Below are 24231 nucleotides of genomic sequence, written 5' to 3' on the forward strand. Positions count from 1 at the left end.
AGTAAAGATGTTTGAGGGCAGGAAAGAAAAGTAAAATATGGATTAAGAAAGGAGCCTTTGTCTGAGCATGAATTCCAGCTGGTCATTTGAACCAACCAGTTTTTCGTTCATATCGGTCAGCTCCGCTTTTTCAAGATATTTATCGTAAGCACGTTTGATGGTCATGTCCAGCTCTTCCTCATTCCATGGCTTGGCAAGATAATGGAAGATCTTTCCTTTGTTAACGGCATCAACCACGGCATTCATATCAGCATATCCGGTGAGCAGGATCCGCATCGGGTCTGGGTATTTTTCAAGAACTTTCTCCAGAAAGTCTACACCTGTCATTTCGGGCATGCGCTGATCTGTAATAATTACATGGACTTTTTTTGCGTCTAAAATTTTCAATGCCTCTTCGCCACTGATTGCTACCAGTACCTGATATTTGATTCGGAAAGTAGCTTTGAATGAAAATAAGTTATTTTCTTCATCGTCTACATAAAGAATTGTTATTTTATCTGCTGACATATATGTGTAATTTACAATAAATCATTTTATAGAGCCGGAGATATTGCCATTGACCAAAACAGCTGCCCAATTAAAAAAGCTTTTGTTTTAAACCAGCTTGTATTAATATAAAAATAATAGTAAAATTAAGCAATTTTGAAGTTTAATCCCATTTTAACCTTTTTTTTATTTAACGACTTTGTCATATTTTTGGAAGGGCAAATAAATACGCTATTAATTAAACCTTAACCATAAATAGTATTCCATAAAGAAAGTTAAGGAACGAGAGCGGCGGATATTTTAAATAATCAACTGAATAACAAAACATATTTTGAAGTCAAAACATATAGGCCCTTATTATGTTGTTACAAAAGTAAATCAAGGTAAGGAATTTATTATTACCTTGCCTGTAAACACACTGATACTATGACCCGCTCACCTGTTAAAGTTTTATATATTGATGATGAAGAAAATAATCTTCTCGCATTTAAAGCAAGTTTTAGGAGACAATATGAGATTTATACTGCAAATTCTGCAGCAGAAGGTTTAAAGGTGTTGGAGAATCTACCGGTGGAAGTGATCATTGCAGATCAGAAGATGCCGCAAATGACTGGTGTAGAATTTTTTAAGAGCATAACTGACAGTTATCCTGACCCGGTAAGGATCCTGCTGACCGGCTATACAGACATCTCTGCACTGGCAGATGCAATCAATCACGGCGATATTTACAGGTATATCACCAAGCCATGGAACGATCTTGAACTGCACAATTCCATCAAAAATGCACATGATGCTTATCGCTCCAAGATCGATCTGAGAAATAAAGTTAAGGAGCTGGAAAAAACCAACGATGAACTCAACAGGTTTATCTACAGTATATCCCATGAACTGCGGGCCCCGCTGGTATCAGTGATCGGAATTGTTAACCTGGTAAAGATGGAAGGCCTGTACAATTCAAGCGGCGAATACTGGGAGCTGATTGAGTCATGCTCAAATAAGCTGGATTACTATATCCAGAAAACACTGCAGTACTACAAGAACAATAAAAACCTGTCAGACAGATCAGACATTAACTTTAAAAAGCTGGTAGACGAGATCATCGATCTTTATTCCTATACAGACAGGGACACACAATTTAACCTCAATATCAATCAGCCACATCCCTTTATGGGAGATGCTTTCAGACTGGAGGTGATCCTTGGGAACCTGATATCCAATGCGATCAAATATCAGAAAGATAATGCTGAACACAAGATTGTAGATATCGCGATAGATGTAAACCCATTTTCTGCAGAAATTTCTATTACTGACAACGGCCTTGGTATCCTCAATGAACATCTTGAAAAAATATTTACACAATTTTTTAAGACTAAAAACAACAAAGGAAGCGGATTGGGGTTATTTATTGTAAAAGAAGCCTTAAACAAGATGAACGGGAAAATCTCAGTAAAATCTTCCCTGAATCAGGGCACTACGTTCAAAATTACAATTCCGAATGCAAATTAACATAGAAAGACCAGTCAGGGTAATGCTAATCGATGATAATATTATCGATCTTAAAATCAATTCCAAGATTATCCTGATCTCTAAACTATTTGATGATATCATCCAGTGCCAGTCTGGCGAAGAAGCACTGAGCTACTTTACCATGCACGCCGGCGAACCGCATAAACTGCCCAACCTGATCCTGCTGGATATTCAGATGCCTGAAATGGATGGCTTTGAATTTCTTGATAACTACAAGCTCCTGCCTGCAGAATGGAAAGCGAACTGCCAGGTGGCAATGTTATCCTCGACCCTTGATTTTGGAGATATCCGCAAAGCAGAAGCTAATTCATATGTGATTAAGTTATTAAAGAAACCGCTTATTCCCGCAGAACTGGCGGCCATCTTTAATGCAAACTTTACGATTACAGAGTAATATCTGTATGGACAAACTCTCCTTTTCTGGCCAGGTGATTCGCTTTACCGAGTTCCAGGAATGATGCCTGTGCAGCCTTTACATTTTCATCTTTTCCTGCCCATATCTCCAGTGCCGGCTGATGTAATGCCCGCGAAAACGAGTAGGTTACCGGCCACGGCAGTTCTGTTTTATAATTGAGGTTGATCGCATTTAAATTACCGGAGGCCGACTCAGGGTCTTGTCCGCCGGAAAGGAATGCAATACCTGCTACTGAGGCCGGTACGGCGTTTAGCAGCGTAGTTACCGTTAATTCCGCAACTTTATTCGCCTCCGCTTTTTCCCTGTTATCCTTGCCCGGCAGTACCATATTTGGTTTAAGGACCAAGCCCCTTAATTCTACTTTCAGCAGATTAAGCTGGTAGAATAATTCGCGCAGGGCACTTGCAGTAACTTCGGCACAGCGCTCAATGCTGTGGTCACCATCCATGATCACTTCCGGCTCTACAATAGGCACAATACCGGCGTGCTGACAAGCCGCGGCATATCGTGCCAGCGCATGGGCATTGCTTACGATACAAGCTTCTGAAGGCAGTGAAGCATCAATTAAGATCACCGCTCTCCATTTTGCGAAACGCAGCCCCAAATTTTTATACTTAATTAAACGTTCGGCAAGATCATCCAAACCTTTGGTTACCTTTTCAGCAGGAAAGCCCGGCAGATCTTCTACACCCTCGTCCAGCTTGATTCCGGGGATCACTCCCGCCTGGTTAAGCGCATCGATAAAGTTAACACCCTCCAGCGTTTGCTGGTATACAGTTTCGTCAAATAAGATCGCACCATTGATATAATCCCCTATTCCGGGTGTAGTGATCAGAACTTCACGATAGGCCCTTCTGTAAGCTTCTGTCTGGGGTATACCGGCAGCTTCAAAGCGTTTGTTGAGTGTAGCTACGCTTTCGTCGATAGCCACTAATCCTTTATAGTCTGCAACCATGGCTTTGGCAGTCATGATCAGTTGATCTTTGTTTTCCATGTCAATTGATAATTATAAATGATAAACATCCCGTTAAAAAGAATTGTTCAGCAGGATGGTTATCTATACAATCAGATGACGTTCAGGAAATTCGTTAGGATTTAACGAGCTGAAAGATTTTGCTTACATCTTTCTCATTACTGGAAGTGAATTTTAGTTTCTTATCAGCCCCGTATAAATACATTGCCGGATACTGCTTGGGATGAAAGGACATGATAAACACATGGTCCCTGTCCTGCAATACCTTCACATTCTTTTGTACGCTTAGCTGTTTTGCAAAGGTACCGGTAAAATAATCTATAGAGCGGTATTCGTCCTGCGAAACCAGATAGATGTTCACATTTGCGAGCTCCTTGTAACGTTTATTGATTTCTGAAACAACTTTCTGGCAATGGCCGCAAGTAGCGTCGAAGAAAAACACCAGTGCTTTTTTGCCTGTCGGGATACTGTAGGTGGAAAACTGGGAGTTGTCACGGTTGTAAAAAATCGCAGTAGGGACTGTTGCACCAAGATCCTGTGCAGTGGCACCAAAAGAAAGAAGGACTACAGTTAAGCAGGTTAAAAAGAGTTTCATAGAAAATTTTGATCAAATAATTTCTTCAAATATCGCTTTCGGAGGCGATTGTTATGTCAGCCAAGTTACAGTTTTGTGTAAAAAAAGGATGCCGCCCTTACCTTACAGCGTATTATAAAAGGTGATGAGCTGGGCAAACCCCTCGTCAGTCTTCAGATTAAGCTTGCTATCTTTAATATAGCTTTCGAGTTCAGCTTGCTTGTTGCCAAGTGCCAGCAGGATTGCTTTTTTATCCTTTTTTACTGCGCTGCCCTTTCCATCTGCATAAAGATAGTATTTCGTTATCTCTTCAAACGACTTTGTGGAAGTTGCAGAATTGTATTCTTTGCTTACCTGCACGATTTTGGAAGTTCTCTTTAACAATTGGGTTTTGCCCTCAGCCAGTACTTCAAAATAATACGAATTGGTAGTATTGGGTATGTTGGTATAGCCCATTTTGAAATGGCGTTTCAGCACAGCACCTGAAACGGGGAAATCAATAGTGAACTCTTTCACCTGTTCTGCCAGCGCGATCAGGTCGTCTTCCCCGCCTTTAACATACATTTTATCCTTGACCAGATCATACCTGATGTTCAAATCACTGTATGACTTTCCGTTGGCTAAACTGAAAGTCCCTGTCAGCCATTCTGAACTTAAGTAAGGTGTTCCCTGTACGTCTACATATTCAGATTTCCCCATTACCTGCCCTTTACTGTCATAAGCTGTGTAATACGTTAATCCAGCCTGAGCAAAAACAGGGGCAGCTGAGAGCGTTAATAAACCGGATAAAAGAATAGTTATGGATTGTTTCATGATCATGATTAGGTTTTTGAAAATACTGAAAATTATAGCGTTGTCAAATAAAGAATAAACAATAAAGGCCTCCTGTTGGAAGCCTTTATTGTTTATTAAATTAAGAATTAGTAACCAGGGTTCTGTACCACTGTACCACCTGAGTTGATCACCTCAGATTGCGGTATAGGGAACAGGTTACGGAATGTTTGTGTAAGGCCTGTTTGATTATAACGGCGAAGATCGAAGAAACGCTGACCCTCATGAGCAAGCTCCAGTCTGCGTTCTTTTCTGATGGCCGCCAATAAATCAGCCTGTGTAGCAGCTGCAGATGCAACCAGTCCGGCACGTAAACGAATAACGTTTAAATCAGCTAAAGCTCCGGTCAAATTGCCCAGCATTGCTCTTGATTCAGCACGTGTTAAGTATACTTCAGACAAACGCATCATCATTACATCATCAACGCCAGGGTTAACTTGTGAATATTTAAGTTGTTTTGACGCAGGAGTAGTACTGAAATTTACATTTTTCCTTAAATCACCTGTTTCAAATGCGTCACGCATGTTGGTGGATGATGAAATCTCATTCCTGCCGCCTAATGAAGTTGGGTAATAGTAGAAAGCGATATTATTGGCATCTGTTGCACCAAATTGAAGCTCCCAGATTGATTCTGAAGAGTTTTTGCTAGTGTAGATAGTTCCATACGAACCGCCGGAAACAAGCGTATAAGATAATGCATTGCTGGTATTTACACTGGTAATCACTTGAGTGGTCAATGTTTCTGCATCAGCCCATGCCTGCCTGTACAACTGCACTCTTGCCTTTAAAGCGATAGCAACATTTTTGTTTACTCTGCCGGCAGAAATTGTAAGTGGTAATTTAACAATTGCATCATCAAGATCTTTCAGGATCTGAGTGTACACATCTGCTTCTGAAGATCTTGCAACTTTTTCATTAGCATCAGCGGTATTTAATGTTGGTTTTAACCTTAAGGGAACGCCCAAACCACCGGTTTGATTGTAACCTGTAGGGCTTCCGCCAAACATTCTGATCAGGTCAAAATAGGCCAGTGCCCTTATAGTCTCACATTCACCTATAGCGCGGTCTTTCAGAAAAGCAGCATCGGTAATACCGGGTGCAGCTGCAATGATGTTGTTTGCCCTGTTAATGGTACCATTAATATGGTTCCAGATGCTGGCAATATCTGTGTTATCTGCCAGAACACTTTTGTTAAATACCTGAGACCAGGTTGGGAATGTACCAGTCCATGTCAGGTTGTCGGCATATAAATCAGGGAAAATCAGGAAGTTCACGGTCATGTACCCTGTCTGCTGTAATCCGTCATACACACCACTGATACCAGCTTCAATACCTTGTCTGGTTGTGTAACCTGTTGATGCGTCAAGCGACGTTTGAGGTTGCTGATCCAGTGTCTTTTTGCAGGAAGTACCTAATAGCAATGCCGGCAAGAATATATATAGTAATTTTTTCATTTATCTAGAATTAAAATCCAACGTTTACACCAAATGTGAAAGTCTTAGCTTGTGGAGCTGTTAAGAAATCTGTACCTGCAGATGCCGGGGTACTGTTAAAAGTACTTACCTCAGGGTCGAAACCTTTGTAGTCTGTAATCGTAACCAGGTTTTGCGCAGCTGCAAAGATTCTTAATTTTCTTACATGCAGTTTAGCAGCAAGATCAGATGGCAGGCTGAAACCAAGGCTCAGGTTTTTCATACGGGCATATGAACCATTTTCAATAAACCTGTCAGAAACACGGTTGTTTGAGTTAGGGTCTCCCAGTACTGCTCTTGGCATTGAGGTATTCGTATTTGTAGGCGTCCAGCGATCTAATGTAGTAGCAAACTGACCATAAATAGTGTTCATACCTTCAGCAAATGACCTTGTATAGTTTAAGATCTCATTGCCGTAGCTAAACTGCCATAACATAGACAAATCAAAACTTTTGTATTTGAAGTTGTTGTTAAAACCACCTGTAAATGATGGCTGAGCAGATCCTAAGATTTTTTGATCGGCAGATGTAATCACGCCGTCACCGTTAACATCTTCAAATTTGATATCACCTGGAGCAGTTGCAGCTAACTGGTAAAGAGCCGTAGAACTACCGGTTTTTGTTTTGGCAGCAGCATTTAACTGATCAATCTCAGCCTGGTTCTGGAATAAACCCAATACTTTATATCCGCGGAAGGATCCGATAGACTGTCCAACTTCTAACCAGCTGCCAAATCCTGCAGCAACGGGAGTGTTGTTATTAGCCAGAGACAAGATTTTGTTCTTGTTGAATGAGATATTAAAATTGGTTGTCCAGCTAAAATTTCTGCCTTTCAGGTTGACAGTTTGTAAATCAATTTCCAAACCTTTATTTTCCAGAGAGCCAACATTAGTGGTATAGGTGGTAAAACCTGTTGAACCAGCCAGCGGTAAAGAAGCGAGAAGGTTATTGGTTTTTCTGTAATATGCATCTACGCTTAAAGTAATCCTGTCATTTAAGAAACCAAAATCAAGGGCAACATCTGTTGAGCTGGTTTTTTCCCAGGTCAGATTAGGATCTCCTAACTGAGACGGATAAAGCCCGGCTACGCCTGAGTAAGCGATACTTTGAGCCGCAGTTGAGTTATAAGCTCCGATTAATGTTCTTGAAGCAAAATCATTCACGAAGTTATTTCCTGTTTGTCCCCAGCTACCACGTACTTTTAAAGTAGACAACCAGTTCATGCTTTTCATGAAAGATTCATCACTGATGATCCAGGCACCTGAAACAGCCGGGAAATAACCGTAACGGTGTCCGTCGGCAAATCTTGATGAAGCATCACTACGTAAAGTTGCAGAAAAGATATAACGCTTTTTATAATCATAGTTTGCCCTGCCAAAGAAACTCACTAATGTTGAGCTCGACCCAGCTGAAGAGGCATCAGTTTTTACAGCAGCGGCAGACAATCTCTCGATATCATTACCCGGGAAATTTGTACCTGAAGCATATAACGTTTCGTTATTATCTTTTTGCCATGATTGTCCGGCAAGGAAATTTATTGAATGGTCACCAAAACTTTTGTTAAATGTTAAGGTGTTCTCATTTAAAAGGTTAAGATCTGAATAATACGCTTCAATAGCAGAACCGTTTGTTGGAGCTGCCGCAGCATTTAATGTTGAAGGAAGGAACCTGCGCTCATGAAAGATCTGATAATCAGCAGCGAAATTTGTTCTGAACGTTAATGAAGGCAATAATTTATACTCACCATACATGTTGGATAACAAACGGCTGGCAGTAGTAATATTTACTGGCTCAGTATAAGCTGCAATAGGGTTTTCAACAGAACTGTATACGTCGCGTCCGTAAGTACCGTCCGCATTGTACGCGTTGATAGCCGGGCTCAGTAAAATAGCTGAACTCAATACACCATAGATGTTATTGTCATTATTGATACGTGTAGAAACACTGCGGTTAAAACTGGTGCTTGTACCTACTTTAAACTTATCACTAATGGTATGATCAAGGTTTAAGCGCATATTGAAACGGTTATAGCTAGATCCTTTTAGTATACCGTCCTGATCAAAAAATCCGGAGGTGATATTAAATCTGGTTTTTTCATTACCGCCGTTGATCGACATGTTGTAATTGCTGATCGGTGCACTGCGGAATACCTGGTCCTGCCAATTGGTAGTAGGATAAGTACTTGGATCAGCAGCTAACAGCGGTCGGCTCAGTCCTCTGGTGATTAAATCGGGTAAACTATTGTAGGTTACAGCACCGATTGTAAGCGTGGGATAACGGTTCAAGACACCATCCTGATATAACTGAACATATTGAGGGCCGGTTAATGCATCAATTGTTTTTGTTGTTTGCTGAAAACCGGTAGAGTAATCCAGGTCGATATTGGTTCTTCCTGTTTTACCTCTTTTGGTAGTTACAATTACAACTCCGTTTGAAGCACGTGAACCATAGATTGCAGCCGCAGCAGCATCTTTCAGTACATCGATTGACTCAATATCGTTTGGATTGATGTCATTCAGTGCATTTGTTTGTCCGTTACCGAAACCGATCTGTGAGTTACTTCCGGTTTGGATTGGCGTTCCGTCAACAACATATAAAGGCTGTGAACCTGCGTTGATTGTGGATACACCACGAACCCTTACCGTAACTGCACCACCAGGAGTACCGGATGCCGAAGTTACCTGAACACCAGCTACAAGACCTTGTAATGATTGATCTAAACCAGTTACCGGACGATCTGCAATGTCAGCAGCTTTAAGCCCTGAAGTTGCTCCGGTCGATGTTCTTTTAGAAGTACTGCCGTAACCAATTACAACAACATCATTCAGTGTTTTCTGGTCAGAAACCAATTTGATGTTATATGTGCTTGCATTACCAACAGTAAGCGTTTGTGGCAGATACCCAATAAATGAAAACACAATTGTGTTGCTTCCAGCCGGTACATTTAAGGTATAAGATCCATCAGCATCTGTCTGAACGCCGGTTTTTGCGCCTGAAACTTTAATAGATACGCCAGGAAGTGGCAGGCCGTCATCAGAAGAGGTTACCCTGCCCCCGATTTTTTTGTTTTGTGCATAAACACTATTTAGTGCAAACGCGCATACAGCAAGAAAAATTAGTAAAATTTTCTTCATTCGTGAATGATTTAAGGTGAGTTAATAATTAAAAGTGGCGAAATATATATCAGATATTTTACAAACAAATCATTTATTTGAATTTTGACCTCAAATTTTTGATTACATTAATATAAAAAACTAATAATCAATAATAAACACACACAATTAAACGTTATCGGACATCAGACAGTCTTTTTGTCTGCTATATGGCCATTAAAAAAAATTATATTCTAAAAAGGAGTCCTATACTTTTTTTTTGGCCCATTATCTACTTTACAGGTAGAGCAGATCAGCCTGTACAAAGTAGCTATTTCCGGGAAAAGTGTCAAAAACTTTATATGAACTGAAAACAAATGAGACAAATGACACAGGACAATGAACTGATCCTCAACATTTAATTTCCAATCCGCTGACGCTCATCTTTAGCCCCGCCTTCGGATCTTCGCTGCTGATTTACTCCATTAGACCCAAAGGATCTCGAATACACCAGCCTGAAGACAGGAAACTTACTCGTTTCGGAACTGTACCTGAGCCTTACATCAGAATCAAAAGCATCCCGCGTAAGGGTTCCGATATAACTTCTGTAGCTGAGCGAACTGAGAACATCGCTTACTGATAACTGGAAACTGCCTTTGTTATCCCTGAGTTCTTTCTTAATCCCAATATTCAATGAGCCCAGTCCACGGATTTCCTGTGTTCCATAATAAGCCAGAGAATTATAATAACCGGAAAGTTCCAGCGCGTAAAGACGGGGAAGGGTAAAAGACTGATTGTAACTCACCGTGTAATTGGAATAAGCCTTTTGAACAGGTGCCGGGGTATAATCAAGTTTAAATTTCCGCCATCCTGCAGTAAGGCTATAGCTCATCTGCCACCAGCGGGATACACTGAAAGGCACATTGGCCTGAAAAACCAGATTGTTTTGCCATAGCAGGTTCTGCGGGGCGATATAAACCAATTGCTTTGAAGGGCCGCTCACTACCTGTCCCTGTACGATCGGATCTTCGTCCCTGCTCGCAAGAACAGAAAACGAATAGCTGCGGTAGGTATAGCCGAATTTCAGGTTACTGGTAAGGACCGGCTTTAATGCCGGATTACCGGAAAAAACAGATACAGGATCATTATAGGTGATGTAGGAGGCCAGATCGTTATAAGTAGGCCTGCTGATCCGCCTGGTGTACGACAACTGCAGTTCTGAAATGGCGTCCAGCTTCCGGCTTAGGAAAATATTGGGGAACAACTTTGAAAGGCTGCGCTTAAATGTAATGATGTGGTTCATCTGGTTCTCTGCGCGGTTGTTTGAATATTCATATCTGGCACCTGCAAGCAGACTTGTTACTGAATCTGGCTGAAAACTCAGGGAAACATAAGCCGCTGCAATAGTTTCCCGGACCTGCAGGTTGCCTGATGCCGGCAAAGCATTTAACCAGTGGTTGCCGACCAGGTTTTCTATCCCTGAGACCCCCTTGTTTGTGGTAAATGTTCCCTTGGCGCCACTCTCCAGTTTCCATCTGTCACCAAGCGCTTTTGCATAGTCCAGCTTAGCCACTTTTACATTTATTTTTGTATCTGCAAAATTTCGCTGTACGGGCGCATAGAGGCTGTCTGTGGTACCAGCGGGATTGCCATAGTTATCAATAAATGAACTTTGTACGGCCGTATTGCTGTGGTTTTGATAATATATATAATCCAGCTGCAAGCCAATCTTCTCCCCTTTGCTGATCACTTTCTCTATATTCACACTTCCCGTTGTAACCTGGCTGCTGCCGCTTCCCTCGATCACCGAATTAAACAACAACACCGAATCGGGCTTCATCCGGTAAAATCCGCGGTTCAGATGATGGCTGTAATTAAGGCTATTGGTATAATTGATATTGCCCCCTATCGTAAGCGATGGCGAAAGCACAGTCTCAAAACCTGCAATGGCATTATGGTAATTTGATACAGGTTTACTTGTGCCCAGGTAGCTGAAAGTTGTTTGCCCGCCTACAGCAAGTACATTTTCTGTTCCTTCGGCCAGCATCTCCCCAAAGGTTTTCTCATGGGTAAAGGCATATGATCCGTACCAGTTCATTTTGCGCCCATTATGATTTAAGCTCATATTTACACCGGCTTTTTCTCCTTTCCCGTATCCGCCGTTTATATTGAATGAACCACTGGTGCCCTGCTGCTTATTTTTACGGGTCACAATTTTGATCAGCCCCGCATTTCCGTCGGCATCGTAATTGGCCGGGGGCGTAGACAGTAATTCTATTTTATCAATATTATCCGCATTCATATTACTTAATAAGGCAACAACCTGCGCTACAGAAAGCCGGATGAGCCTGCCATCCAGCATCACTGTAACTCCCGTCTTGCCATTCAGGGCGATGGTATTGTTACGGGGATCAATCACTACGCCCGGCGAACGTTCCAGTACCTGCAGCACTGAACTTCCTTTGCTCAGCAGGCTGCTCTGCACATTAACGACCAGGCCGCCCGCCTGCTGCTGAAACAGTGGCTTATTGCCGCGGACAATCACCTCTCCCAATTGCCTGGCTGGAGGGAGACTGTCGCGCCGGGAAACTGTATCCGTTACCTGTGCAGCTGCATACTGTAAAAAACAAGTTAAAATCAGGCAAATAAAAATAGTCCTCATGGCTTAGCGATTAGTTTATTAGTCAAAAGAATCATTTGCCGGCTGCCGGCAGAAATCAGATTGACCACAGGAAAGGCATAAATGACCAAATACAATTAAAGCATATGAAGGGCCATGAAAAGGAAACAAAAAACCTGTTATACGCCGGCAGATGTATTTGGTCAATTATTTATATCAACTGATAAACATACCCCGCAGAATTGAAACAAATACCCGTATCTTTAAATATGTCCACCTTGCAAGCTAACCGGAACTGGCTGATCAGAAACAAATTGTACCATATCCCTTTCTGGTGCATCTACCATTTCACCTGGTGGTCGATTGCTATTGGCAATCCCTTAAAAGCGGCAGGGGTACTGCTTTTTTCAGCATCCATCATAAAGTTTTTATTCTACGTGATCTTTCAGGCTATCGCCGTTTACTTTAATCTGTACTACCTGATTCCGCGCTACCTGGAGAAAAGCAGGTTTGCACTGTATATCCTCTTTCTTTTTCTCACGATCGCGGGCACGTCTTTACTGATCACTCCCGGGTATTATTTAAGCGCCTCGTTTTTTGACCAAACCTTTAGCCAGACCTATAGCAGCTTCTACAACTGCCTTGGCGAAGCCATTCCTTCTACCATAGCCAGTATCACTCTGGCTATGAGCATTAAGCTCACCAAAAACTGGCTGCAAACCGAACGAAGAAAGCAGCTGCTGGAGAAAGAGAAACTGGAAACTGAACTGAAATTCCTGAAACACCAGTTTAACCCGCATTTCCTCTTCAACAGCATCAACTCCATTTTCTTCCTGATCCACAAAAATCCGGATATGGCCTCAGACGCACTGGCTAAATTCTCCGAACTGCTGCGCCACCAGCTTTACGAATGCAACGATCAGCAGATCCCCCTGTGCAAGGAAATCAGTTACCTGGAGAACTTTATCGAACTGGAGAAACTACGGCATAACACACAGATTGAAACCGATATCAGCTGCGGAACCATTTATTCCGGTCAGCTGGGCATCGCTCCCTTTATACTCATGACCTTTGTAGAAAATGCGTTTAAGCACGTATCTGCCCATACCGGGCAGCCCAACTGGATTAAAATACAACTAAGTCAGGAGCAGCAGGAATTACAGCTTTTAATTGCGAACAGCGCTGCAGCGCATGCAGACAGCGAGGTGATCAGGTATGGAGGCATTGGTTTAACCAACGTAAAACGAAGGCTCGACCTGATTTATCCGGGAGCATATCAACTGGATATCAAAAATGACAACCAGCGGTTTGAGGTAAGCCTTAAACTTTCATTGTCTTTACTTGAATTGTCTGCAGCAACACAAATGACAAGCTATGAATGATCAAATGATAAACTGTGTAATTGTTGACGATGAGCCCCTGGCCAGGGAGGGCCTGTCCAATTATGTGAGGGAAGTAGATTTTCTGCAGCTGAGGGCTACCTGCGAAAATCCGCTTGAATTGCTGGACCTGCTGGACAGCAGCCCGGTAGATTTGATCTTCCTGGATATACAGATGCCCAAAATGAACGGGCTCGATTTTCTGAAGATCACACAAAAAATGCCGATGGTAATTATTACCACCGCCTTTCCCAGCTATGCCCTGGAAGGCTTTCAGCTGGATGTGCTGGACTACCTGCTAAAGCCCATCACTTTTGAACGCTTTTTTAAAGCAGCGAGGAAAGCCCGGGACTACCACCGCCTGCTGATGAACCCAGGCACTACGGCTGAGCGTAATACCGAAAAACGGGCAGACTATTTTTTTATCAAATGCGGAAGCAAATATGAGAAGATCCCGCTGGAGGATATCCTCTATGTGGAGGGGATGCAAAACTATGTAAATATTTACACCACAAAAGGCAAGTACCTCACGATCCTTTCTTTAAAAAGCCTGGAGGAAAACTTCTCAGAACATTCATTTATCCGGGTGCACAAATCCTATATCGTGGCAATTGCTAAGATAGACAGCATTGAGGGGAATGAGATCTGTATTCAGAACAGTAAAATTCCCATCAGCCGTAATTACCGGGAAAAAGTGATGGAAAGGGTGATCACCAGCAGGCTCTGGGAGAAAAAATAATCGATGGCCGGGATAAACACACAAACCCGGCCATCGAAAGCATAAACTACAAAGCTTCCTGAGCATCCTGCATGGCCATCGCCACAGGATTGATCAGCGTACCGATCAGTTCAGGCACCGGTACATCGGTACTTTCGCTGTACCCATAGGTAAGCAAACGTACCCTGTTGATGCAAACCCGTATAAACTCTGGCACGAAAAGGTCGAACTTTGCATATTTTGCCGCCATCTCCGGGTTTTCTTCCTGAAATTCTACAATCACTGCTGCTACGTTCTTCCAGAACTGCTGTTCGTCATATCCCGCGTAGGTATGAAAGATATTGCCCAGATACCTGAATACGGCATCAAAAATGCCCGAAAGGATAAAGAGCGGCGCCAGCTCATCATCAATCTCCCGCAAAACATCCACCAGATCGTCGGGCAAGGTAGCTTTGGATTCTTCTGTGAGCACAATCTCTTCCACAAAATCCTTGATGATGATCCTTTGCGGGATGTTATCTTTCATTACCAAAATGGTGTTTTCTCCATGCGGACTAAAGAAAAAGGCATGTTTATAAAAAATCCTCAGCACAGGCTTCAGGTAAGCATTCAGATAAGCTTTCAGCCATTCTTCAGTACTGACCCCTGATTTTTCTATCATCGCCCCTACCAGGCTTTTACCCGCATCATCTACATATAACAGACTCGCCATTGTCATGATCTTTTCTCCCGGCTGCAGATAATTCTCTGCGCTCTCCCGCCAGATTACCCCCAGAAATTCCTGGTACTGATATGGTGATTGCGGAATTGCACTGTACTGCGGATGGGTATAGGATGCTGTGGCTACCTCACCGAGCAGTACCACACCGGTTTGCTTCAGATAAGCGTCGCCTTTCAGCAGGTTTTTAGCCCATGCAGTAACCCTTGGGGCAATAGCCAGTTTCTTTGGCGACAAGCCCCTGAAGATTGAAGTATTTAAGATGGAGATTGCCGTTTTCACATAGTGCTTCCGCGGATCAGTGATATTGAAAAAAGTACGGATACTCTGCTGGCACATGTATTCGTCGGCACCCAAAGCCAGCGGAATGATGTACTGGTTCGCAATATCATGCGCAAGCTGCAGCACAATTTTGTTGTTCCATTGCCATTCATGCACCGGTATAAACAGATAATCTGAAGGATTGAGGTCCTTATCACGCAATATATCTTTAAATGCTTCAATCTGCACAGCGCCCAGTTCCTCTTCGTAAAAGGATGCGGCAGTGATGGTATCCAGCGATTTAAAAGCGGCCCTGCTCTGGTGAACTGCCAGCCATGCCAGTTGGGTAGCCTTGCCCGCCTCGGGCGCGTATCTGCCCTGGTCGGCATGGTTAAAGCCGATCCGGCCTTTGTTGATCGTAGCCCATGGATGTCCGTCCATCTGGTGTTCTATCGTCTGATAATCTGCATCGGCGAGCTCTCCTGCTGTAAGCCGGCCTTTCTCATGGATATAGGCATCAGCATATAGTGTATTGAGCGTCTCCTCAACAAAATGTGCCAGCGTAAAAGGTTTGATGCCAAATGTCTGCTGCATCTCGGTATAAAATGCCGGCGCATCATTTAACAGAACACTTGCGCCATGCACATATTTTCTCAGGGTATTTTTTTCAATATGCCAATAATCCAGCGCACGGTGATATGCCGAAAAAGTATACCAGATATGCTGATGATCAGTCCTGAGCAGGAAATGTGTTAATCCATCTTCTTCCTTTCCGCTCTGCTCTGGCTCCGCCAGCTTTTCATGCATCAGTTCTGTGATAGACTTGGCGATATAATTTAAATTCACATTATGCCAAACTTCTTTTTTAAGCGGTTTTACATCGTTAAAGTGGTTGTAGCTCATCATTAAATTTTTCAATCGTTAGAAATTCATTTGTTCTCTCTACTCCAAACTGCTGAAAAGCAATCCGCTTTTCTGCTTTGTACAGTTCCCTGCCCGACACATGATTGAGGATCACAGAATTGCGGTAGGCCCCCATCCCGAGGTCGGGCGTAACAAAGCCATGCGTATGCAGTTCTGCATTCTGGACGAAGATCTCGTCACCGTTGGTATCAATCGCATAATTACGGCCTACCTGGTACTGCTGGTCCTGATCGCGCATGATCCGTTCTGCAATCCCTTCCAGAAATGCGGGTTCTTTATACTGATAACCGGTAGCCATCACTACAAAATCTGTTTGCTGTATAAAATCCTGTTCCTGCTCGGTATGGTAAAAATGCAGGTTGTATCCCCCGGATTCAGCGATGCTGATATTGTTCAGCTGGCAGTTGGTGCTCAGACGCACATGGAGATCGCTCTGATCAAAGCTCAGTTCGTACAACTTGTCAAAAACCTGGTTAATCAGATCATAGTTAATTCCTTTGAACAGCTGGTTCTGTTTGCCCAATACCTGCCTCCGTTTGTCTGCAGGGAGATTATAGAAATAATCCACATACTCCGGAGAGGTAAGCTCAAGCGTAAGCTTGGAATACTCCAGCGGGAAGAAACGGTCAGGACGGGTAAACCATTTTAACTGCAGGCCGTTCGCGGTCTCCGGCAAAAGGTCATTGAAGATCTCTGCGGCACTCTGACCTGAACCAATGATGCTGACGCTTTTCTGCTGCAGCAGCTCGCGTTTGCGGTGCAGATATTGCGAGGTGTGGATCACACTGGCATGCCGCCCATGGCCGGCAAATTCGGGCAGTTTAGGCACAGTACCCGTGCCCAGCACCAGTTTACGGGCAAAGAAGAAATGCTTTTCATCAGTAACCTGATCTTCGACCAGCAGTTCGTAATATCCCTCAGGCTGATTATAGGAAGTGCTCAGCACCTTTTGTCCGAAATGGCAGCTGGGTAACTGATCAACCACCCATTTGCAATAGGCATTGTACTCCTTGCGCAGCACATAAAAATCCTCCTTGATATAAAATTTGTACAAACGGCCTGTTTGCTTCATAAAATTGAGGAAACTATACGGGCTGGTGGGATCGGCCATTGTAACCAGATCTGCCATAAAGGGAACCTGCAGCGTAGCGTCGCTCAGCATAATTCCCGGATGCCAGCTAAATGAGGGCGACTGGTCAAAGAACAGCACCGAAAGCTCTTCAACTGGTGCGGCAAGTGCCGCCATCCCCAGGTTAAAAGGCCCTATTCCGATACCTATGATATCATATACTTTTTGTGTTTTCATCTGTTAATTTTATCAGTTCCTTTTTGAAATAGAACCTTTAATGATAATTAAACCCTTTCCATCTGGCCCGCCATACTAACGTCCTTGCTCTCAGGGAATTTCTCCCAGTACCATTCGCGGTAGCAAAAGGTGAGGTTGGCATCCTTGTGCGGCATTTTCAGCACCCGTTGATATTTAAAGCCAAGGCGTGTGGTAAAAATGTGCATCGCCCGTGATTCTACTGCGGCCTCACCGATACATTTGCCAACCACAGGCTGCAGGAACACCCAGTCCATCAGTACCTGTCCGCAATTAAAGCTGTATTTTTTGTCCTTGTCTGTAGGTGCAATCAGCAGGTGTGACCCATAATCTGTGGGCAGTGCATCGTAATAAGCACCCATCGGTTCGCGCATCGGCCAGTAAGGCTCCATTGTAAAAGTGGCCTCACCGTTAACTTCCCCTATGAAACTGTGCGACTGATCACCCGGGATCAGCGTTCGGTAAAACAGCTCCAGCTCTTTGATGGGGCCGTCCATTTTCCAGATCGGCTTGGCATGCTCCTGGTTAAACCAGTCATGCACCATCTCCAGGTCCCTGTCGATATCAAAAGACCGCAGCGTAATCGTAATATCTTCTTTAGGAAAATACCTGCTGTATAAAGTCTCCTTTGTTTGCGGTTTGATCAGGTTATCACAGAAGAAGTACCTGTTCAGCGGGTTGGGATAATCCCTGTAGATCGCTGGGTTATCAATTGGCGCGCTGGCTTCATCGATGTTATACAAATTGGTGAGCAGGTTCCCTTTCACCTGCCAGCTGCGGCTGTTGATCACATAATCCACAAAACCGGTGGTGTCCATTTCTTCAAACTGCTTAAATTCAAGATACACCAGATCGATCAGCTGCCGCTCATCCGCCAGTCCGTTACAGCCCAGTGCATTCACAATACCCATCAGGTTGTTGATCAAAAGATAATAGGTATACTTTGGCAGGATATATTCATCAGGCACGATAGAGCCGCTCTGATCTGCAAGATCAGGAAGATAGCCCAGCAATTCGGCGGATTTGCCCTCCCTGAAGAAAAAACCCTGATTATCCCTGAAATAGAGCTTTGCCGGGAAACTCTGGCTGTCCAGTTCTACCAGCACATTCTGCTGATGAAACTCAAAGGCCATTCCATATTTATTGAGGATCCCGATGATTGGCCCAACGGCAATATGAAGATACTGCTTAAACCAGTTGACGGCCACCTGTTCTGCAGGCTTATTTTTCTGTCTGGCAGCTTCAAGGATCACGTTGACGATCCTTGGTGTCTGGCCTAATACGGCATCCTGGCACAGTGCGGCCAGTAGCGTTACATTTTTATCTGCGGCCTCGCCTTTAAACACATTGTGACGGATGCTGGTATTGAAACCATTGATCTCTTTGCCTTTGTGGGATACGGTGATAAAAGCAGGATCTGTGATGAACTCGATCTCCGGAAAGTCTTTTTTCAGCAAAGCCCCCATCTCAGTTTTAAGCAAGCGGCTCACGTCATAACCGCGGTGCAGTTCGCGCAGCAGGTTTACCCGTTCAGAATTGGTGATCTTTACATGTAATGAGAATTTAAACATCCAGTCGCTCTCGCGGTTGTATACCGTACGCACCGAGGACGTTGGCGTATACAAAGGCCCCCATTTGCCAAGGTCATACAATAAGCCCTGAACTTCCATATCTCTTACTTCGGGCGTTTTGAGCAGGTACTGCGCTTCCCAGGGATGCATAGGCACTACTTTCCAGTCGGGATGCTGCGTAAGGAGCGAAAGCGACAGCTGATCTGCCGCAGCATATTGCTGCAGCTGGGTCCTGAACACATCGGTAATATCAGCACCTTCAGCGTTCCGCTCCGTCACATTTTCGGGCGCAATCAGGAAATAAGCCAGCTGAAACTGTCCCGCGGTTTCGGGCGAATACATCAGCAGTTCGTCTTCATTTTTAAAGCCCATTCTGCCTTTCGGCAGCGGGTGGGCATGATGGCCCAGGGCCAGCGACTGCTCAGTCTCAATAAAATTCATCTTAACCTTGTTCAGCGGCTTTCCGGTACGGTTAAAATAATCGAGATATACATTGATATTTTCTATGCTGTTGAGCAGGCGGTCCATCACCAGCTCTTCATGTATATCAGGAAATTCTTCATGTGCATAGCCAATGATCAGCCGCATAAAACGTGCGGCATCTATCGGATGGATGTCATCCGTTTTAAGGTCGCGTTCCACGGCAGGGAAATCAAAAACATGGCGCCCGCTCTCTGCATAGTGTTTAAGGGGCACAAATACTTCTGACCCAAGCTCAGAAAAATCAAAGCGCAGGTGCAGGTTACGCCCTGTCAGTTCCAGATATGCTGCGAGCGCCGGGTCATACTTTGGTATCCCAATATAACGGCTCCAATTGTTAAATTCCCGGCAATAACTGTTCAGAAGAGAATTGAAATTAATTTCTTCTGAAATCTGCTGTAGTTTTGTTAAACTGTAGATATTCGTTTCCATGTTGTTTAATAATGTTGAAGATGTTTTTAACGTGATCAATGGTAGTGAGGGGATTGAGCAGCGTAAATTTGAGATAGAACGACTGATTGATTTTTGTGCCTGCAACCAGGGCTTCGCCCCCGTTGAACATGCTTTTTTTAATAAACTGATTCATCTTGCAGATATCTGCCCTATTGTCTCTGGGGTTGTAACGGAAAACCAGGGCACTGATATCAGACTCATTCATCAGTTCAAAGGCAGGGTCTGCCTGCAGGAGCGCTGCAATTTCTGCAGCGGTCTGGATGATCGTTTCAAAGTAACTTCCCAGCTTTACTTTTCCCATCATCCTGAGCGTAAACCAGAGCTTTAGGGCATCAAACCGGCGTGTAGTCTGTATGGATTTATTCACCTGATTTGGCAAACCGTCATCATCATGATCTTTAGGGTTCAGGTAATCTGCGTGATGCGTGATCAGGCCAAACAATTGTTTGTCCTTCACCAGAAAGGCACCGCTGCTAACCGGCTGGAAGAACGACTTGTGATAATCCACGGTAACTGAATGTGCCAGTTCTATCCCATTGATCAGCCCGCGGTACTTGCTGGTGAGCAGCAGCCCGCAGCCATACGCTGCGTCAACATGGTACCATAAATTATATTTTGCAGTTAACCGGCCTATCTCCTGCAGGGGGTCAACGTTACCAAAGTCGGTTGTTCCGGCAGTTCCAACCACCGCAATCGGGATATTTCCAGCAGCAATTTCCTGTTTGATCGCATCTTCCAGCAGGATGGAGTTCATTCTGAAACTGCGGTCAGTCTTGATCCTGATCACGGATTTTTCTCCCAGCCCCAGCAGCGAAGCATTCTTCTGGATGCTGAAATGTGCCATTTCCGAAACAAAGATCCTGAAGCGGGAAGCTTCGGGCGGCAGTCCGTTCAGTTTAATATTGTGGTTTAAATGCGTCAGCGAATAATGGTCTCTGGCCAGTAACAGCCCCATGAGGTTACTCTGCGTGCCTCCGCTGGTAAAAATGCCGTCGGCCTCTGTTCCATAGCCTACTTCATTGCAGGTCCATTCAATCAGTTTTTGTTCCATTAACGTTCCACCGGCACTTTGGTCCCAGGTATCCAGTGAGGAATTGATGGAAGAAATCATGATTTCTGCTGCAATTGCCGGGATCACCAGCGGACAGTTGAGGTGTGCAATGTATTCAGGATGATGGAATGCAACAGCGTGGTTCGTATACAACAGCCCCACTTCGTCCAGGAGAGTGTTATAGTCGCTGAGCGGACTGTCCAGATCTACTTTTGCAAATAATGGACGAAGCTGGGCGGGACTAACCCCGCTGAATGGTTTTTTGTTGTGATCAAGGAAACGTTTCACAGCCTGACTTACCTTACTGACGGCTATCAGGTACTCCTCTGTGTTGTCATGATGAAAGATATCCTTCAGCGGATTCTCCTCAAATAAGATGTTTAAATTTTCCTCTTCCAGGTTGAGTGTAAGCATAATCTCTTGTTTAGTAACAGTTCAAATGATATAATATGGGTCTGAAATGCTGGTTTGGGCTAAATATTTGGTTAACGATTATTTAATTTTAGATAATACTATAATCATAAAGAAATACACCTTTCTACGCCTACGATGAAATCAATAAATTTTCCCTACAAAGAGAGATATTATTTAGAACAATTCAAAACTATATTTAGAACAGATATAAACAATATTACAATAACCTCATTTTCAGCATTGTATATTTAAACAAAACAGGTATATTATAATGACAAATAGGCAGTAATAATTATACTTTTACGATTTAGAGCAATGCAGAGGGTGTTTTAATACACGTTAAATTGTCAGTTTGAAGATATTTTCATCCGATAATTCTCAATTCATGCTTAAAAAACAAAATAAATCCTCTTATTTGGAATTATTACAAATAAAGCATTTCTTTGCGGTCAAAATATTAACACAACCAGATATGAGGAAAAATCTCTACTTAATTTTAGTTTTGCTCACAGCCTTTGCAGGCAGCCTGAATGCACAAAACATAACAGGGAGTATCAGAAGTGAATCACAGCCCCTCAGTGGGGCAAACATCAGGGTGGAAGGCGAAAAGCTTGAAACCAGCACTGGTAACGACGGGCGTTTTCAACTGAACCTGGAGCCGGGCACGCACAACATCATTGTAAGCTATATTGGCTATACCCAATCTGTACAAAAGGTAAGGCTTGCAAAGGGCCAGAACCTTGACCTGGACATCGTGCTTCATCCGGGCAATTACATGGACGAAGTTGTAGTGGTATCTTCGCGCAAGCCCAGCAAAATCAGTGAAATACCGGGCACGGTGTGGATTGTAGACAATCAGCGCTTACAGGAACAAATCCGCGGCGGGGTAAGCTTAAAAGAAGCGCTGGCACAGCTGATTCCGGGTTTGGATGCAGGCCCGCAGGGGCGCACAAATTATGGCCAGAACCTGAGGGGCAGAAATGTGCTGGTGATGATCGACGGGGTTTCCCTGAACAGTACCCGGGGCGTAAGCAGGCAATTTGATGCGATCGATCCTTTTAACATTGAACGCATCGAGGTTCTTTCAGGTGCAAGCTCCATCTATGGCGGTGGTGCAACCGGCGGGATCATCAATATCATTACGAAGAAAGGCCAGACCGGGCCGGCAGCATTCACCACAGAAGCAGGTGCCCGCAGCGGCTTAAAGCAGAAATCTGATCATGATGTGCGCATAGCTCAATCGGTATCCGGCGGAAGCGAAAACTTTAAGGGACGGATCGGTATCGCCTACCAGAAAAACAATGCGGCATTTGATGCTGATAACAAACAGATTTTCACTGATATCACGCAGACCGACCTTCAGTATAACCAGTCGTTCGATATCTTTGCCAATACAGAGTTCAAGTTAAGCCCTAAACAAACGCTGAAAGTTAATGCCCAATACTATAATTCGGGATATGTAGGATCAAAGGATCTTTACCTGGGGCCAAACCTGAGCGGCTTGCTGAGCAATGGGGCATTGTTGGAAATGAGGGATGGTTTTGTATCCTCAGTAAACCCTAAAACGTCGCGCGCAGCAGTAAATGCTGATTATCACGCCGCGGACGTTCTGGGTGGGCAGGACCTGTACATCCAGGGATCTGCAAGAAATGAGAAATTCAGCTTTCATCCTTTCCCTGCACAGGTACGAAACGCCTCTGTACCCGGAGGCGGACTGCTTTATGGCGGATCTTCAACGCAAAGTACGCAGTACCATGCCCTGAAAGCGCTGCTGACCAAACAGTGGTCGTCTTTTAATGTCACCTATGGTATTGATGCCGATAATGAAAGTTTTGATGCCAACCAGACCTTGTTCGACAGGACGGCAACAGCGCTGAGCGGCGGCCTCACCAACAATGGAATTGCAAAAGTGGGCCGTTATCCCGGCTTTAGGGTAAACGGTATTTCCGGGTATGCACAGGCACAATGGAACTTAACCTCAGGTCTGAGCTTATCAGGTGGCATCAGGCAGCAAAGGATGTATGTGAAAGTTAATGATTTTGCCGGAGCCGATGTACAGGCATTGATTGCCTATGGATTGGGCAGGACTGCCACACCTATTCCGGGCGGCAAAAACCATTACGATGTAAACCTGCTCAACGGTGGTCTGGTTTACAAGCTCTCAGAACCTGAGCAGGTATGGGTTAATTTTGCCCAGGGATTTACGCTGGCAGACCCGGCAAAATATTACGGACAGGGCACTTATACGCTGGTGGGAACCAACTGGAACCTGCTGAGCGGCACAAGCGTAAATTCATCACCGCTTACCGGTATTAAAACTGACCAACTGGAAGCAGGATGGCGCCACCGCAGTAAGGTAGTAAACGCCCAGCTTGCAGCTTTCTATTCATGGTCTGAAAAAAACCTGGCGGTAGTTCCCGTTACGCTTGCAGTAACGGTAGAAGACCAGAAGCGCCGCAACCTTGGTGCTGAAGGCTCTGTACAGGTAAACCTTCCCTTAGGACTCGAAATTGGCGGAAACGGGATCTATATCAAATCGCAGAACAAGCAGGGCGACTCCTGGAAACGGCAGAACGTTACCGATGCAAGTCCTTCAAAATCAACGGCTTTCCTGGGCTGGAGAAACAAATCGGTAGGTTTTAAAGTACAGGGCTTCCACTCGTTCGACCTGGAAGATTACCTGGACAACAAGCTGAAAGGATATACTACGATCGATTTACTGGGCAGCGTAAAACTCCCTCTCGGAAGGCTGTCATTTGGTGTGCAGAACCTGCTGAACAAAGATTACCAGACGATCTGGAGCCAGCGCTCACAGTTGTTGTATAATGGACTGGCAACACCGCAGACTTTCTATTATCCGGGACGCGGCCGTACCTTTAACCTGAATTATACCATCAATTATTAAAATATTTTTTGAGTTTTGGCATGAAAAGCGGGTGCCCAAAAAGC

16 protein-coding genes are annotated in these 24231 nt (G+C 44.1%); 5 read left to right on the plus strand and 11 right to left on the minus strand.

The features are described from left to right. Window positions 1-42: 42 nt before the first annotated feature. Window positions 43-507, minus strand: a complete 465-nt coding sequence (locus tag FN831_RS02365; RefSeq protein ID WP_142526578.1) for a response regulator — start codon at window positions 505-507, stop codon at window positions 43-45. Between the two features lie 405 nt (window positions 508-912). On the opposite strand from FN831_RS02365, the gene FN831_RS02370 reads away from it, so the two are divergent. Both FN831_RS02370 and FN831_RS02375 read left to right on the plus strand, forming a co-directional pair. Next, the gene (locus FN831_RS02370; RefSeq protein ID WP_142526579.1) at window positions 913-1992 is read left to right on the plus strand and encodes a hybrid sensor histidine kinase/response regulator; all 1080 of its coding nucleotides are present in this window, start codon (window positions 913-915) and stop codon (window positions 1990-1992) included. Beyond that, a complete protein-coding gene (locus FN831_RS02375) occupies window positions 1982-2407 on the plus strand; it encodes a response regulator (RefSeq protein WP_142526580.1) in 426 nt (141 codons plus the stop codon). Before FN831_RS02370 ends, FN831_RS02375 begins: the two co-directional genes overlap by 11 nt. Here FN831_RS02375 and FN831_RS02380 read toward each other — a convergent pair. The 6 genes from FN831_RS02380 to FN831_RS02405 form a co-directional block, all read right to left on the minus strand. Then, window positions 2397-3422 (minus strand): class I fructose-bisphosphate aldolase, encoded by a 1026-nt coding sequence (locus tag FN831_RS02380; protein ID WP_142526581.1) that lies wholly within the window; start codon window positions 3420-3422, stop codon window positions 2397-2399. The two genes, FN831_RS02375 and FN831_RS02380, sit on opposite strands and share 11 nt — an antisense overlap. A gap of 94 nt (window positions 3423-3516) precedes the next feature. Next, window positions 3517-3996: a redoxin domain-containing protein gene (locus FN831_RS02385; RefSeq protein ID WP_142526582.1), complete on the minus strand. Its 480-nt coding sequence runs from the start codon at window positions 3994-3996 to the stop codon at window positions 3517-3519. 102 nt (window positions 3997-4098) lie between these two features. Continuing rightward, on the minus strand, window positions 4099-4788 hold the full coding sequence (locus FN831_RS02390) for a hypothetical protein (RefSeq protein ID WP_142526583.1): 690 nt from the start codon (window positions 4786-4788) through the stop codon (window positions 4099-4101). Between the two features lie 107 nt (window positions 4789-4895). Then, window positions 4896-6260 carry a RagB/SusD family nutrient uptake outer membrane protein gene (locus tag FN831_RS02395; protein ID WP_142526584.1) on the minus strand — a complete coding sequence of 455 codons (1365 nt, stop codon included), beginning with the start codon at window positions 6258-6260 and terminating at the stop codon, window positions 4896-4898. Between the two features lie 10 nt (window positions 6261-6270). After that, complete coding sequence (locus FN831_RS02400; RefSeq protein ID WP_142526585.1) at window positions 6271-9411, minus strand: SusC/RagA family TonB-linked outer membrane protein; 3141 nt, start codon at window positions 9409-9411, stop codon at window positions 6271-6273. A 376-nt stretch (window positions 9412-9787) separates the two neighbouring features. After that, window positions 9788-12031, minus strand: a complete 2244-nt coding sequence (locus FN831_RS02405; RefSeq protein ID WP_142526586.1) for an outer membrane beta-barrel family protein — start codon at window positions 12029-12031, stop codon at window positions 9788-9790. A gap of 227 nt (window positions 12032-12258) precedes the next feature. Between FN831_RS02405 and FN831_RS02410 the strand changes: the two genes are divergently transcribed. Together FN831_RS02410 and FN831_RS02415 are read left to right on the plus strand one after the other, a co-directional pair. Next, entirely contained in the window at window positions 12259-13371 is a 1113-nt protein-coding gene (locus FN831_RS02410) for a sensor histidine kinase (RefSeq protein WP_142526587.1), read from the plus strand. A gap of 4 nt (window positions 13372-13375) precedes the next feature. Next, complete coding sequence (locus tag FN831_RS02415) at window positions 13376-14107, plus strand: LytR/AlgR family response regulator transcription factor (protein ID WP_142526588.1); 732 nt, start codon at window positions 13376-13378, stop codon at window positions 14105-14107. Between the two features lie 46 nt (window positions 14108-14153). Here the strand turns inward: FN831_RS02415 and FN831_RS02420 are convergent, their stop codons facing one another. Genes FN831_RS02420 through FN831_RS02435 form a run of 4 tightly spaced genes read right to left on the minus strand, consistent with a single transcriptional unit; the run spans window position 14154 to window position 21282 of the window. After that, window positions 14154-15971: an IucA/IucC family protein gene (locus FN831_RS02420; RefSeq protein ID WP_142526589.1), complete on the minus strand. Its 1818-nt coding sequence runs from the start codon at window positions 15969-15971 to the stop codon at window positions 14154-14156. Then, on the minus strand, window positions 15949-17295 hold the full coding sequence (locus FN831_RS02425) for a lysine N(6)-hydroxylase/L-ornithine N(5)-oxygenase family protein (RefSeq protein ID WP_142526590.1): 1347 nt from the start codon (window positions 17293-17295) through the stop codon (window positions 15949-15951). Before FN831_RS02425 ends, FN831_RS02420 begins: the two co-directional genes overlap by 23 nt. Window positions 17296-17342: 47 nt before the next feature. After that, window positions 17343-19796, minus strand: a complete 2454-nt coding sequence (locus tag FN831_RS02430) for a GNAT family N-acetyltransferase (RefSeq protein WP_142526591.1) — start codon at window positions 19794-19796, stop codon at window positions 17343-17345. Beyond that, window positions 19741-21282, minus strand: a complete 1542-nt coding sequence (locus tag FN831_RS02435) for a pyridoxal phosphate-dependent decarboxylase family protein (protein WP_142526592.1) — start codon at window positions 21280-21282, stop codon at window positions 19741-19743. The genes FN831_RS02430 and FN831_RS02435 overlap by 56 nt, the downstream gene beginning before the upstream one ends. A gap of 472 nt (window positions 21283-21754) precedes the next feature. Here FN831_RS02435 and FN831_RS02440 point away from each other — a divergent pair, with 472 nt between their 5' ends. Then, window positions 21755-24187, plus strand: coding sequence for a TonB-dependent receptor (locus FN831_RS02440; protein WP_185960355.1), 2433 nt, complete (start codon window positions 21755-21757; stop codon window positions 24185-24187). Window positions 24188-24231: the final 44 nt, after the last annotated feature.

Source organism: Pedobacter westerhofensis (genome assembly GCF_900182595.1).
Lineage (GTDB): Bacteria > Bacteroidota > Bacteroidia > Sphingobacteriales > Sphingobacteriaceae > Pedobacter > Pedobacter westerhofensis.